The 12717-nt window shown below is 63.1% G+C and carries 16 protein-coding genes; 1 reads left to right on the forward strand and 15 read right to left on the reverse strand.

The window, feature by feature from the left end; translation table 11 throughout:
* The first annotated feature begins 55 nt into the window (after positions 1–55).
* The gene (gene fabF / locus A3M3_RS0118085; protein ID WP_028267519.1) at positions 56–1291 is read left to right on the forward strand and encodes a beta-ketoacyl-ACP synthase II; all 1236 of its coding nucleotides are present in this window, start codon (positions 56–58) and stop codon (positions 1289–1291) included.
* A gap of 133 nt (positions 1292–1424) precedes the next feature.
* On the opposite strand, the gene A3M3_RS0118090 is transcribed toward fabF, so the two are convergent.
* The 15 genes from A3M3_RS0118090 to A3M3_RS0118160 form a co-directional block, all read right to left on the reverse strand.
* Positions 1425–1928 (reverse strand): DUF3145 domain-containing protein, encoded by a 504-nt coding sequence (locus A3M3_RS0118090; protein WP_028267520.1) that lies wholly within the window; start codon positions 1926–1928, stop codon positions 1425–1427.
* Between the two features lie 267 nt (positions 1929–2195).
* The gene (locus A3M3_RS0118095; RefSeq protein WP_035743168.1) at positions 2196–3161 is read right to left on the reverse strand and encodes a tyrosine recombinase XerC; all 966 of its coding nucleotides are present in this window, start codon (positions 3159–3161) and stop codon (positions 2196–2198) included.
* A 65-nt stretch (positions 3162–3226) separates the two neighbouring features.
* Positions 3227–4453: a DNA-processing protein DprA gene (dprA, locus tag A3M3_RS0118100; protein WP_155854419.1), complete on the reverse strand. Its 1227-nt coding sequence runs from the start codon at positions 4451–4453 to the stop codon at positions 3227–3229.
* 11 nt (positions 4454–4464) lie between these two features.
* Entirely contained in the window at positions 4465–6003 is a 1539-nt protein-coding gene (locus A3M3_RS0118105) for a YifB family Mg chelatase-like AAA ATPase (protein WP_028267523.1), read from the reverse strand.
* The gene (locus tag A3M3_RS0118110) at positions 6004–6360 is read right to left on the reverse strand and encodes a YraN family protein (RefSeq protein WP_028267524.1); all 357 of its coding nucleotides are present in this window, start codon (positions 6358–6360) and stop codon (positions 6004–6006) included.
* A gap of 112 nt (positions 6361–6472) precedes the next feature.
* On the reverse strand, positions 6473–6817 hold the full coding sequence (locus tag A3M3_RS0118115) for a DUF2469 domain-containing protein (protein ID WP_028267525.1): 345 nt from the start codon (positions 6815–6817) through the stop codon (positions 6473–6475).
* A gap of 77 nt (positions 6818–6894) precedes the next feature.
* Positions 6895–7608 carry a ribonuclease HII gene (locus A3M3_RS0118120; protein WP_051423263.1) on the reverse strand — a complete coding sequence of 238 codons (714 nt, stop codon included), beginning with the start codon at positions 7606–7608 and terminating at the stop codon, positions 6895–6897.
* Positions 7608–8534, reverse strand: a complete 927-nt coding sequence (gene lepB / locus A3M3_RS0118125; RefSeq protein WP_028267527.1) for a signal peptidase I — start codon at positions 8532–8534, stop codon at positions 7608–7610. Before lepB (A3M3_RS0118125) ends, A3M3_RS0118120 begins: the two co-directional genes overlap by 1 nt.
* Positions 8535–9212: a signal peptidase I gene (lepB, locus tag A3M3_RS0118130; protein ID WP_028267528.1), complete on the reverse strand. Its 678-nt coding sequence runs from the start codon at positions 9210–9212 to the stop codon at positions 8535–8537. It abuts the gene before it with no gap.
* 77 nt (positions 9213–9289) lie between these two features.
* A complete protein-coding gene (gene rplS / locus A3M3_RS0118135; RefSeq protein ID WP_028267529.1) occupies positions 9290–9649 on the reverse strand; it encodes a 50S ribosomal protein L19 in 360 nt (119 codons plus the stop codon).
* Positions 9650–9904: 255 nt separating this feature from the next.
* Positions 9905–10732, reverse strand: a complete 828-nt coding sequence (gene trmD / locus A3M3_RS0118140; RefSeq protein ID WP_028267530.1) for a tRNA (guanosine(37)-N1)-methyltransferase TrmD — start codon at positions 10730–10732, stop codon at positions 9905–9907.
* A complete protein-coding gene (gene rimM / locus A3M3_RS0118145) occupies positions 10733–11308 on the reverse strand; it encodes a ribosome maturation factor RimM (protein ID WP_028267531.1) in 576 nt (191 codons plus the stop codon).
* Positions 11309–11438: 130 nt separating this feature from the next.
* Entirely contained in the window at positions 11439–11681 is a 243-nt protein-coding gene (locus A3M3_RS0118150) for an RNA-binding protein (protein ID WP_028267532.1), read from the reverse strand.
* A 1-nt stretch (position 11682) separates the two neighbouring features.
* Positions 11683–12105 carry a 30S ribosomal protein S16 gene (gene rpsP, locus A3M3_RS0118155; protein WP_028267533.1) on the reverse strand — a complete coding sequence of 141 codons (423 nt, stop codon included), beginning with the start codon at positions 12103–12105 and terminating at the stop codon, positions 11683–11685.
* Positions 12106–12301: 196 nt separating this feature from the next.
* A partial coding sequence (locus A3M3_RS0118160; RefSeq protein WP_028267534.1) for a hypothetical protein occupies positions 12302–12717 on the reverse strand: 416 nt, incomplete at its 5' end.

The following is a 12717-nucleotide window of genomic DNA, read 5'->3' on the forward strand; positions in this document are numbered from 1 at the left end:
CCTGCCTCCCCGGTAAACAGCACATGGGTGGGCTGATCCGACAGAGAGTGATCGCATGGCACGCAAAGTAGTCATAACCGGTCTGGGCGCCACAACGCCCATCGGCGGCGACGTCCCCACGATGTGGAAGAACGCGCTCAAAGGGGTCTCCGGTGCCCACACGCTCGAAGACGAGTGGGTTGCCAAGTATGACCTTCCGGTCCACTTTGCCGCCCGGTGCTCGACGCCGGCCCTTGAGGTTCTGAGTCGCGTTGAAGCCAAGCGCATGGACCCGTCCACACAGTTCGGCGTCATTGCCGCACGAGAGGCCTGGGCAGATTCGGGTATCACCGAAATCGACCACGATCGCCTTGCCGTGGCTTTCGCCACGGGTATCGGCGGCGTCTGGACCCTCCTGGACGCTTGGGACACGCTGAGGGAAAAGGGCCCTCGCCGGGTCCTGCCCATGACGGTCCCCATGCTCATGCCGAACGGCGTCGCCGCTGCGGTCAGCCTTGACCTTGGTGCGCGCGCCGGCGCGCACACCCCGGTTTCGGCGTGTGCTTCCGGTACCGAAGCCATGCACCTTGGCCTCGATCTCATCCGCTCGGGCAAGGCCGACGTCGTCGTATGCGGTGGCGCCGAAGCCGCCATCCACCCGATGCCACTCGCTGCGTTCTCTTCAATGCAGGCCCTCTCCCGCCGCAACGACGATCCCGAGCACGCTTCGCGCCCCTACGACCGCGACCGCGACGGTTTCGTCATGGGCGAAGGTGCCGGCGCCCTGGTACTGGAAGCCGAAGAGCACGCCATCGCCCGCGGTGCGCGCATCTATGCCGAACTCGCCGGCACTTCCGTCACGGCCGATGCCTACCACATCACAGCCCCGGACCCTGAGGGCCTGGGCGCTATCCGCGCCTTGAAGGCTGCCATGTTCGATGCACGCATCCAGGCGGAAGACGTTGTGCATGTCAACGCCCACGCCACGTCAACGCCCGTCGGTGACAAGCCCGAGTACACAGCGCTCCGTGCTGCCTTGGGCGCCCACGTCGACAATGTGGCGGTCTCTGCCACCAAGTCCCAGATGGGCCACCTGTTGGGGGCATCAGGGGCCGTGGAAGCCGTGCTGACAGTCCTCGCTGTCTACGAACGCCAGGCTCCGTTGACCATCAACCTTGAGAACCAGGATCCGGAGATCCCGCTCGACGTCGTCACTTCCGCGCGCACTTTGCCTGCCGGTGACATCGTTGCACTGAGCAACTCCTTCGGCTTCGGCGGCCACAACGCCGTCATCGCTATCCGAAACGTCTGACAACTGCTCCCAGCTCGACGGCAATCGCCGCACCATTGACGCACAAGAGGAGGGTCTCACTGAGGTGAGGCCCTCCTCTTGGCTATGGAAAGCGTCTTCGGCCCTTCGCTCCGGCACGAGGGCCGGCCAAGGTTCAGCCGACCTGGTGGAGCCAGCGGACAGGGGCGCCCTCAGCAGCATGCCGGAAGGGCTCGAGTTCTTCGTCCCAGGCCTCGCCAAGTGCCAAGGAAAGCTCATGATAGACAGCCGACGGAGCCCCGGCCGCCGACTCGTAGGCGTAGCGGATGCGGTCCTCGGTCACCATGATGTTGCCGTGGACATCCGTGACGGCATGGAAAATTCCCAATTCCGGCGTGTGTGACCAACGTGCACCGTCCACACCTTGGCTGGGCTCCTCGGTGACTTCGTAGCGCAGATGCGCCCACCCGCGCAAAGCCGACGCTAATTGGGCACCCGTGCCCGGGACTCCCACCCAGGAGAGCTCGGCGCGGAACATTCCGGGCGCGGCCGGTTGAGGGGTCCACTCAAGATCGGTCCGCTTGTCCACGACCGATCCGATGGCCCACTCAACATGAGGGCACAACGCGGTAGGGGCCGAATGCACAAACAAGACACCGCGGGTTGTAGCAACAGACATTCCATCCTCCATAGCTGTAGGTACGTCTTCCCCAACGACCTCTGCCTGGATGAAAGTTTGCTGTGCGGTGCTGCGCTGTTCCGGTTTCCCTACCTATCTATGATTTTTTCCACGCTGGAAGAACATTCAAGTTTAGGTTGAAAGTTCCCCGGCAATGCTTTCATTTTGCCGTACAGACCGGAAATACGCCAGTGCGATTCCCGGAAGCGGTTTTCCTCCCGTGGGGACTCTTCGGCGGGCTGCACGGTTTCCGGGGGGCTGAGGGCCCTAAGCACGGGGATGGGCTTGTTGGTAGCTCTTACGAAGCCGGTCCACCGAGACGTGGGTGTAGATCTGGGTTGTCGCGAGGCTGCTGTGTCCCAGTATCTCCTGAACCGCACGTAGATCCGCCCCGCCGTCGAGCAAATGGGTGGCGGCTGTGTGACGCAGTGCGTGGGGTCCGGTTGCCGATGTATCCCCCAAGGCCGTCAGGAGCTCGTTGACGACGCTGCGCGCCTGGCGCTGATCGATTCGGCTGCCTCTCGAACCAAGGAAGAGCGCCGGGCCGCTACCCGCAGTTGCGAGCCGCGGCCGGCCACGGCGAAGCCAGTCGTCGACGGCGAGCGCAGCCGGGACCCCGTACGGAACCGTACGTTCCTTGTTCCCCTTGCCGAGCACACGAAGAGTTCGGCGATCCACATCCAGATCGTCGATGTCGAGGCCCGCGAGCTCGCCCACGCGGATTCCGGTGGCGTACAGCAATTCGACGATGGCACGGTTTCGCAACGGCATCGGTGAACCTTCGGCGGCGCGCTCCGACAGGTTCTCGAAGATCCTGGAAACCTGTTGCTGATGAAGGACTCCAGGGAGGGGGTGATCCCGTTTGGGGGCTTGGAGGCGAATAGCCGGGTCCGAAATGATCAGCTCTTCCCTCAGCGCCCAGGAGGTGAATGCGCGGGCTGTGGCTGCATGCCGGGCGAGCGTTGCCCTGGACCGGCCGGCTTCGCTCTGGGCTCCGAGCCAGCGACGTAGAGTGCCCAGCTCCAAGGCTGCAAGCTCCACCACGCCCTCGGCGACGGCAAAATGCAGCAAGTTCTCGACGTCTGCGATGTACGCCCTCACAGTGTGGGAGGACCTGGCTCGTTCCCCTTCAAGGTAGCGCCGGAAGTCCTGAACGGGCCCGGCAAGTGCTTCGGGGAGCGGTTTCTCTTGCACCCTTCCACTCTGCCAGCCGGGGCCGGCAAACGATGGCATCGCCACGTTCAGGGGTGGAATCAGGTTCAATCTCGGCGCGTTCCGTCCTTGCCTGTTCACATGACTCAACCGCTTTTCCCGGACCGCTTCCACGCGCCGCTCACGGATACCGCCAGTCCGAGCAGTCCGAGACGTCCAAGCCCCGCCCGAACAGACTCAGGACTCAGTCCCGCCACCACGGCGAGCTTCTCCACCGAAGTCGTCGAGCGGACTGGTAGGGCATCCAAAAGGATCAGGTCTTCTAGCGTGAGTCCATCGTGCTCGGAGACGGCCGCCCCCTTGTCCTCGACGAGCCCTTCACCGCTGGACCCCGCCAGTTCGGCAATCTCTCCGACGTCCGTGACGCAAACAGCCCCGCCGTCCCGAAGGAGCCGGTGGCAACCCGCGGAGTTGGCGCTGTGGATGGAACCCGGAACCGCGGCGACAGTCCGGCCGACGGATTCGGCATGGTGAGCTGTGTTCAGTGCGCCCGAGCGCCAGCGGGCCTCCACCACGACGGTCACGGCAGCGAGCGCCGCAATGATGCGATTCCGCTGAAGAAATCGATATCGGGTGGGCGCCGAGCCCGGGGGAACCTCCGCGATGACCGCCCCTTGGTTTGCAACGGCCCGCAATAGGTCCTCGTTCCCGGACGGGTAGTACCTGTCCACTCCCCCGGCCATCACCGCGATGGTCGGGATGGCAGTGGTTCCGCCGGTCAAAGCGCCGCGGTGCGCATGGGCATCAATCCCGTACGCTCCTCCCGACACGACTGTGTACCCACGCTGACCCAACCCATATGCAAGGTCTCCCGTGACGGAAGCCCCGTAACTGGTACTGTCCCGTGAGCCGACAAGGGCTACCACCCGCCGCACGGGGGGAAACTCCAATTCGTGTCCCCGCCACCACAAACACAACGGTTCGTGGAGGCCAAGATCGGCCAACTGGGCCGGCCACGTCGGGTCCCCTGGGATGATCGTCCGGCCACCAAGGCGTTGCATGGTGGCAAGATCCCGTTCCGGAGCGAGATCCGGAATCCGTGGCGCCCACCGACGCAGGGCCGCGGCCAGTCCTGCTCCGCCGGAGGAAATCCCGTTGTCAGCCAAGAGTGATGTCACTTCCTTCTCAAGCTCGGGCCCGGGCTTGAGCTCACCAGTCGCTATCCTCAAACCGTCAACGGCCCCAGACGCCCGCACCAACGCGAGGCCTGCTGCGTCTTGCGGCTCCATCAACCGTGACAGTGCGGCCCGGGCCACGCGCTCTCGCGTCCGAGCTTGAACGTCCGGGAGCATCTGCCCGCCGAGTTCATTCATGGCGTTTCCTTTCATGCGGCCGCAACCGCCTGCCTCAGGCCAAGGGCCTGCCCGATGTCGTCGCTACCGGGTCGTTCCCGATGGCCCAGGTCCGCGAGCGTCCACGCGAGGCGTAGCACGCGGTCGTAGCCTCTCGCTGTGAGGATTCCCCGTTCCAGTGAAGTGTCCAGAATTTTGGTCGTCGCGGAGGGGAGGCGCAGCTCGCCGCGCAGTACACGCCCGGGAACCTGCGAGTTGCTTTCCATCCCGAAACTCCCCAGGCGTTCACGTTGCCGCGACCGGGCGGCATAGACCCTCCCGGCGACAGTAGCTGTGTCTTCCTCCGCGCCGGATTGCCCGAAGTCCGCGAGGGATACACGCTCCACCTGGAGCTGGATGTCGACCCGATCCAGCAATGGCCCGGATATCCGACCGAAGTAGCGCCGCCGCATCACGGGGGTACAGGTGCAATTTACGCCCTTGCCGGTAGCCTTCCCGCACGGGCATGGATTGGCCGCGAGGACCAGTTGGAAGCGGGCCGGATATGCTGCTGTACCGGCCGAGCGATGGATGACCAGCTCTCCGCTCTCCAAAGGTTGCCGGAGGGCGTCCAGGACCCTTCGTTCGTACTCGGGCGCCTCGTCCAGGAACAAAACGCCCCTGTGGGCCCGTGAGGCTGCTCCAGGCCGTGGCAGGCCGGAACCACCCCCGATGATGGCAGCGGCAGTCGCGCTATGGTGGGGATTCTCAAACGGCGGACGCCGCAACAGTTGTACGGAGTCAACATGGACAGCAGCGAGTGAATGGATCGCCGTGACCTCCATGGATTCTTGATCGCCCAAATCCGGTAAGAGGCCCGGCAGCCGTTCTGCGAGCATGGTCTTGCCGGCGCCCGGTGGACCGCACAACAGCACATGGTGCGCCCCGGCAGCCGCGACCTCCAGGGCCCTGCGTGCTTCCCCCTGACCCGAAACATCACAAAGATCCGGGACAACGGTTGCTTCCGTGTCCCCGTCCATAACCACACCGTCCGCGGGGTCGTAGTCCAAGGCCAGATCCTGGGGATCGGCTCCGAAATCAAACGCAAGCCGGGCCAGAGTCTTGTAACCACGAACAATCGCCCCGGGAACCAACTCCGCTTCGGCAACGTTCGCTTGGGCCACGACAATTTCGTGGTGGCCTGCCTGTACAGCCGCCATGACCGCCGGCAGGATGCCGCGAACCGGTCTCAACCTGCCATCCAGTCCCAACTCGGAGATGAAAACGGCACCTTCGGTGGAACGGATATCACCAGCAGCGCGCAATACTGCCATGGTGATTGCGAGGTCGAACCCCGAGCCTCGTTTCGGAAGCGACGCCGGGATGAGATTGGCGGTAATCTTCCGACGGCTCAGCGGGATACCGGAATTCTGGGCCGCAGAACGAATACGTTCCTTGGCTTCGTTCAGTGAGGCATCGGGCAAGCCCAGGATCACGAAGTTCGGTAGAGTCTGGCCAATGTCTGCCTCGACCTCCACGATGTAGCCGTTCAGGCCCAGCAACGCCACCGAGTAGCTTCGTCCGACGCCCATCTAGCCCACACCCCTGAGGTGTTCGAGCCTTGGTTCGCCCACGCCGTCGTCGATGATTCCCACGACGTCCACCCGGCGCCGCGAGGCGCGCAGCTCGTGATCACGGCACCAGGACAGGGCCAAGCGGTGCAGCCGCGCAAGTTTGGCCGCCCCAACAGCTTCGAAAGGATGCCCGTAAGCCAGGTTCTTCCGGGTCTTGACCTCGGCGATCACCAGAGTGTCGCCGTCGAGCGCCACGATATCGATCTCGCCCTCGGAGCATCTCCAATTGCGGTCCACAATCCGCATTCCCTGGGTCTCAAGAAACCCTACAGCCAGGGTTTCGCCGTGCTGTCCCAACAAGTCTTTGGCTTTCATGACCACCTCCGGTTCCAGCCTGGAGGTACGGGCAACCCGAAGACAGAGGTCAGTTTGGCTATGTGGGAAACTCAGTCAAAGAGACGGTGTGGAGGAAAAGTGGAAGTGCTTCCTAGTTGCCCAAGTTGCCGAGATCGCCCAGATCGCCGTCCTTCGGCAAGGAAAGTTCCTCATTGCGCGGCAGTTCTTCCACGTTGACGTCCTTGAACGTGATGACGCGGACGTTCTTCACAAAGCGCGCCGAGCGGTAGACGTCCCAGACCCAGGCGTCCTGCAGCGTCAGGTCGAAATAGACCTCGCCGTCCGCGCTGCGCGCCTGCAAATCGACGTGGTTTGCCAGATAGAACCGGCGCTCGGTCTCGACAACGTAGCTGAACAAACCAACGACGTCGCGGTATTCGCGGTAGAGCTGCAGCTCCATGTCGGTTTCGTAGTTCTCAAGATCCTCGGCACTCATAGTTCCATCTTGCACCATGGAACGCTGACTCGCCGCCACGCCCGCACCGGCTGCCCGATCCCAAGCCAAGCCGGAAGCTAGAGCAGGTTCCAGCTGGTCCTGTGGTACCGCGTGGGACCGGACGAACGGATGGCAGCCCGGTGCGAGAAGGTGGCATACCCTTTGTTCTCGTTCCAGCCGAAGGCCGGATATTCCTCGTGCAGCTCTACCATGATCCGGTCCCTGGCCACCTTTGCCAGTACACTGGCGGCCGCGACGCTGAGGCAGCTCATGTCCGCTTTCACACGGGTATGAACCGGCGCCTCACAGGCAGGTCCGGAAGGCTCGGCGTCGAACAAGGAACCCTGGGTCTGGGGCGAGAGCCAGTTGTGGCTCCCATCGAGAAGGACGAGGTCAGGATGCACACCCGTCGCAAGAATCTCGAACCAGGCGCGCGTTCCGGCAAGGCGCAGGGCGCCCACAATGCCCAGTGCATCGATCTCCACCGAACTTGCGTGGCCAACTGCGGAGCCAACCGCCCATTCGCGTACCAGCGGTTCCAGACGCTCACGATCAACAGCTTTGAGAAGCTTGCTGTCGCGAACATCCGCAAGCAAGTCGTGGTCCCGAAGATCGACTACGGCGATGCCCACCGATACCGGGCCGGCGAGGGCTCCACGGCCCACTTCATCGACGCCGGCCAAAAGCGTGATTCCCGGGGCCAGGAAACCCCGTTCGACGTCCAGGGTTGGAAAGTCCGGGGGCTGTTTGGTCCGGGTGCCAGCGGCAGTCCTTGTCCCTGCTGGCGACATCATTTGCTCGCTGGAGCCGTCGGCGAAGCCGTGTTCTCGGGTGACGGTGCGGGAACGTTGCGGAAAACGTCGGAATGGTTGTCAAGGATCTGCCAGCGGGTAATCGGCCAGGCAATAACGGTGGCTTTGCCCTCCACGTCGGAGATGTTGATGAAACCACCATTGACTGATTGGTGTTCGCGCGAGTCTGCGGAGTTATTGCGATTATCGCCCATAACCCAAATTTTCCCCGCTGGGACCACTACATCGAAAGCCTTGGCCGCCGGAACCTGGGCAGGGTTGATATAGCTTTCGTTGAGAACCGTGCCATTGACGCTGACCCGGGCGGAACTGTCGCAACAAGAGACCCTGTCCCCCGGCAGGCCGATGACTCGCTTGACGAGGTGCTGGTTGGTCTCATCCGGGAGCAAGCCGACAAAGACAAGACTGTCCTGGACCCACTTGAAGGGCCCTGGCGCTGTCTTCTGCGTGGGCGGCAGCCATCCCTGCGCGTCCTTGAAGACCACGATGTCACCCCGTTCCAGCGCGAAGGGCTGTGGAACCAGCAGGTTCACGAAGATCCGGTCATCAACGTCAAGGGTGTTGACCATGGACTCAGACGGGATGAAGAAGGCACGGAACAGAAAGGTCTTGATGAGGAACGACAACACAATAGCGATGACCACCACGGTGCCGATTTCCCTGAGCCACGCGAGGAACGGACTGCCCTGGGTCTTGCCGGCTGCTTCTCCCGCGTCGGAACCACGCCGCGCCGAGCGTCGCGGGGAATCCTGTGCGGCGGGCGACGCCGTTCGCGCTGCCACCGGGCCGGGATGGACCGGATCGGCGTCGTCCGCTGCAATATCGCCGGCGGGAACGGACGGTCCGTCCAGGAGCCTGGCGTCGTCGTCGTGCCATTCCGGCTTCCCGGGAGTTGTCTCCGGCATCTACTGTCCGTTCTTCGAGGTTGTACCGGCCTGCACAGGGCGAGGCAGTTCTGCAAATCTATCAAGCGGCCAGATAATCCGGACCGGGCGCCCGATGACACGCTCGAGCGGCACCATTCCTCCGCCAGGCGCGCCGAGAAGACTACGCGAATCGGCCGACCGTGAACGGTGGTCCCCCAACAGCCACAATCGGTCCTTCGGCACGATGACGTCGAATTTCTGTTCGCTCGGCGTGTCGCCGGGATACAAGTAGGGTTCCTCAAGCGGCTGACCGTTGACTGTGAGCTTGCCGTCGGTGCCGCAACAGACAACGTGGTCTCCGGGAAGTCCGATGACCCGCTTGACGTACGTGGTGTCGCTTCCCGTGATGCCCAGCCAATGTCCAGTGGCGGCCACCGCGTCGGCGAGCGGTCCCTTGCCACTGTTCAGCGGCGCAAAAGTACCCCGTCCGTCGAAGACCACGATGTCTCCGCGGCGAATGGGGTCTGCGGCGAAGTCGGTTCGGGACACCAGGATACGGTCTCCCGTGCCCAGGATCGGTTCCATGGACTCGGAGGGGATGAAGTAGACGTCGATCCACAGGGAGCGGACAAGCCCGCTGATAGTCACGGCCAGGACCAAAGCGAGCAAAACAAAACGCCAGCCCTGTTTCCGGGGCTGGCGTTTTGCGTGGTCCATGATTCGTTTCCTGTTGCGTTGCGGATTTCTCCGGCGCAGGCCGGACGCGAATCCAGGACCAGCCGTGGTCGAAAGACCTACTTGCCGGTGGCGAAGTCGCGCTTTTCCTTGATCTTCGCAGCCTTACCGCGCAGTGCACGCATGTAGTAGAGCTTGGCGCGGCGGACGTCACCCTTGGTAACGACCTCGATCTTTTCGATGATCGGGGAGTGCACCGGGAAGGTACGCTCTACGCCGACACCGAAGGAAACCTTACGGACGGTGAAGGTCTCGCGCACGCCGTCACCCTGGCGGCCAAGGACGAAGCCCTGGAAGACCTGGACACGGGTGTTCTTGCCTTCAATGATGTTCACGTGAACCTTGATGGTGTCACCCGCGCGGAACTGGGGAACATCGTTACGCAGCGAGGCTGCATCTACGCTATCGAGGATATGCATTAATCCACTCCTGGTGAACGCCACAGGTCATCCACTTTGGGTCACGGCGGCCAAGCCCGGGGCTCGAAGCCGTCCGGAAATTACCGCCGAAGATTTTCAACGCCCGTTACCACCACTGATTGGTGGTTCCGGGTTGTCAGGCTGTTGGCTACGCTCCCCCTGTGGCAGGCGCGAACCCAGTAGACACAAGGGTTAATTCTGCCATACCCCGGGAGTTCCGGCCAATCCCTCCGACACGGCCCGACGGCCGGTGGCTCAGGCCGGGTCGCCGCTGTCCGGACGGCGCCGCAATTGGCGGTCGACGACGTCGTACCCCAGTTCGCCGAAAGCCGCGCGGTCCGCGCGCGTCAGCCCGCCGGCGTCGAACTCCGCGAGGAGGTCCGGGCGGCGTTCCGCTGTGCGGCGGTACTGTTCGTGGCGGCGCCACTGGGCAATCTTGCCGTGGTTTCCGCTGAGGAGGACGGCAGGAACCTCCCGATCGCGCCACGATGAAGGCTTCGTGTAGACGGGGTACTCCAGCAAGCCATCCGAATGGGATTCCTCAACCAGCGATTCGGGGTTTCCGACGACGCCCGGAAGCAAGCGCCCGATGGCCTCGACCATGGCCAGGACCGCGACTTCGCCGCCATTGAGGACATAGTCGCCCAAGCTGATCGGACGGACAGCGAAGTGCTCGGCCGCCCACTCGATGACGCGTTCGTCGATGCCTTCGTAGCGGCCGCAGGCGAAAACGAGCTGCTCTTCTTCGGCGAGCTCGTAGGCAAGGGCTTGGTTGAAGCGCTCCCCGGCCGGTGACGGGACAATGAGGACCGGTTTCTTTGCGGGGACGCCCTGTGAGGCAGCCCCGACAGCGGCGTTCCCGGCGATGGACTCCAACGCCTGCGCCCAGGGCTCGGGCTTCATGACCATGCCTGCGCCTCCGCCGTACGGAGTGTCATCCACGGTGCGGTGCTTATCCGTGGTGAAGGTCCTCAGGTCATGGACATTCAATTCCAAGAGCCCATCCTGGCGGGCCTTCCCGATCAGGGACAGTTCCAGCGGCGCCAGGTATTCGGGAAAGATGCTGACGACGTCGATGCGCATTTAGGCGTCGCCCTTGGTTTCAGCGCCGTCCTCTTCCATTGCAGAAGGTGCATCGTCGCCAGCTGCCTCAGTGTTGAGCTCGAAGAGGCCCGGCGGAGGGGTAAGGAGCACGTAGCCGGCCTCGACGTTGACCTCAGGCACGATTTCTTCGACGAAGGGCACAAGGATTTCCTTGCCGTCGGTGCTTTCGATGACCAAGAGGTCCTGAACGGGCATGGTGTTGAGTGCGGTCACCTTGCCGACAAGCTGCGAACCCACCCGGGCCTCAAGGCCGACGAGCTCGTGCTCGTACCAGCCTTCGTCGTCGTCCTCGTCCAACTCTTCCGTCTCGATGAACAGCTGCGCGCCGCGGATTTCCTCCGCTTGGTTCCGCGTGGAAATCCCTTCGAAGCCAAGCAGCAGGATGTCTTTGTTCCACCGGGCGCTGCTAACGGTCAAAGGACCGGCCTTTGCAGGCTCCACCACGAATTCAGTCCCGGGGATAAACCGATCCCCTGGCGCGTCGGTGAGCACCTGGACAGTGACTTCGCCGCGGATTCCGTGGGGCTTGCCGATTCTGGCAACCTGGAGCTGCATGGGGATTCCTCTGATTTCTTCGCGGGGGCGGGCTAAGGGACCAAGGCTGGAGTTTGGCTGTAAAACAATCCGGCCCCTCCACCATAATCTGGTGGAGGGGCCGGATTTAAGACAAGTGTTGCTGAGCGCGCTACCGGCGCCGGTCGGTGTCGACGACGTCGACCCGGACCTGCTCGCCGCCTGCCAATGCCGCAATCACAGTGCGCAAAGCGCGTGCGGTGCGACCTTGGCGACCGATCACCCGTCCGAGGTCGTCCTGGTGAACACGCACCTCGAGGGATTCCCCGCGGCGGTTGTTCTTGGCACTGACCTTGACGTCCTCAGGGCTGTCAACGATCCCACGGACCAAGTGTTCGAGCGCTTCTGCCAGCAACTTACTCAGCCTCGGTGGTCTCTGCTTCAGCGTCAGCGGGAGCTTCAGTTGCTTCCGACTGCTTGGCCTTCTTGGTGATGGCTTCCGGGATGATGACGGAACCCTTCTCCGGTGCAACGAAAGCAGGCTTGGCGACCTTGGTCTTCAGCGTGCCTTCCTGGCCCGGGAGACCCTTGAACTTCTGCCAGTCACCGGTGATCTTGAGGATCGCAGCAACCTGCTCGGTGGGCTGGGCGCCAACGGACAGCCAGTACTGTGCACGCTCAGAGATAACCTCGATGTACGAGGGCTCTTCGGTGGGGTGGTACTTGCCGATTTCTTCAATCGCACGGCCATCGCGCTTGGCGCGGGAGTCCATGACGACGATGCGGTAGTACGGTGCGCGCATCTTGCCGAAGCGCTTAAGGCGAATCTTTACGGCCACTTTTGTGGTCACTCCTGTTTCTGAAACGGGGTTGAGCCCGTCGTTCTGCACCCGTGGGGCGGGCCATACTTGAGGGTTCCAAAGGACAAGATGCACACACGGAGAGAGGGGCCGCGCGGATCGAGTACCTGTCTATTGTGCCAGATGGCAGACAGTATTTCGAACACGCGGCCTGTGCGGCGGGTTTACTACGGGTCTACTGCCCTGCGGACCAGACGTAGAGACCGGCACGCTCAGTCTTTTCGACGTCACTGGCGAGCGACGCCAACTGCTGGACGTACAGGCGGGACTGTTGGGCGTCAAAGGGCATGTCCTCCTGGGCCGCCCAGCTCTCAGCGACATCGTCCAGGACACTTCCCTCACCCTCCGTCTCGTAACTGAGAAGCTCCGAGAGTGCGCGCACCATCGCTTCGGGGACGCCGAGCAAAGCGTCACTGGTGACATCCACCAAGGCGAGCTCGTAGTCGGCCCCGGCGGCGTGCACAGCTTTGCCGGCCAGATCGCCTAACTGTTCTACTTCGAAATCACTGATTCCCGGAATCCGCACTGCGGAGCCGGAGGCGTCACTGCCCTTCTCCAGGGCAGCGGCCCTTTTGAGTGCTTCATCGTGGG

Origin of the sequence: Arthrobacter sp. MA-N2 (assembly GCF_000517125.1) — a bacterium.
GTDB classification, from domain to species: Bacteria; Actinomycetota; Actinomycetes; order Actinomycetales; family Micrococcaceae; genus Arthrobacter; species Arthrobacter methylotrophus.

Bases quoted from the DNA above. Each gene is read 5' to 3' on its own strand.
- fabF (WP_028267519.1), top strand. From the start codon at position 56: ATGGCACGCAAAGTAGTCATAACCGGTCTGGGCGCCACAACGCCCATC.
- A3M3_RS0118090 (WP_028267520.1), bottom strand. From the start codon at position 1,928: ATGTCTGTTGCTACAACCCGCGGTGTCTTGTTTGTGCATTCGGCCCCT.
- A3M3_RS0118095 (WP_035743168.1), bottom strand. From the start codon at position 3,161: ATGCCATCGTTTGCCGGCCCCGGCTGGCAGAGTGGAAGGGTGCAAGAG.
- dprA (WP_155854419.1), bottom strand. From the start codon at position 4,453: ATGAATGAACTCGGCGGGCAGATGCTCCCGGACGTTCAAGCTCGGACG.
- A3M3_RS0118105 (WP_028267523.1), bottom strand. From the start codon at position 6,003: ATGGGCGTCGGACGAAGCTACTCGGTGGCGTTGCTGGGCCTGAACGGC.
- A3M3_RS0118110 (WP_028267524.1), bottom strand. From the start codon at position 6,360: ATGAAAGCCAAAGACTTGTTGGGACAGCACGGCGAAACCCTGGCTGTA.
- A3M3_RS0118115 (WP_028267525.1), bottom strand. From the start codon at position 6,817: ATGAGTGCCGAGGATCTTGAGAACTACGAAACCGACATGGAGCTGCAG.
- A3M3_RS0118120 (WP_051423263.1), bottom strand. From the start codon at position 7,608: ATGTCGCCAGCAGGGACAAGGACTGCCGCTGGCACCCGGACCAAACAG.
- lepB (WP_028267527.1), bottom strand. From the start codon at position 8,534: ATGCCGGAGACAACTCCCGGGAAGCCGGAATGGCACGACGACGACGCC.
- lepB (WP_028267528.1), bottom strand. From the start codon at position 9,212: ATGGACCACGCAAAACGCCAGCCCCGGAAACAGGGCTGGCGTTTTGTT.
- rplS (WP_028267529.1), bottom strand. From the start codon at position 9,649: ATGCATATCCTCGATAGCGTAGATGCAGCCTCGCTGCGTAACGATGTT.
- trmD (WP_028267530.1), bottom strand. From the start codon at position 10,732: ATGCGCATCGACGTCGTCAGCATCTTTCCCGAATACCTGGCGCCGCTG.
- rimM (WP_028267531.1), bottom strand. From the start codon at position 11,308: ATGCAGCTCCAGGTTGCCAGAATCGGCAAGCCCCACGGAATCCGCGGC.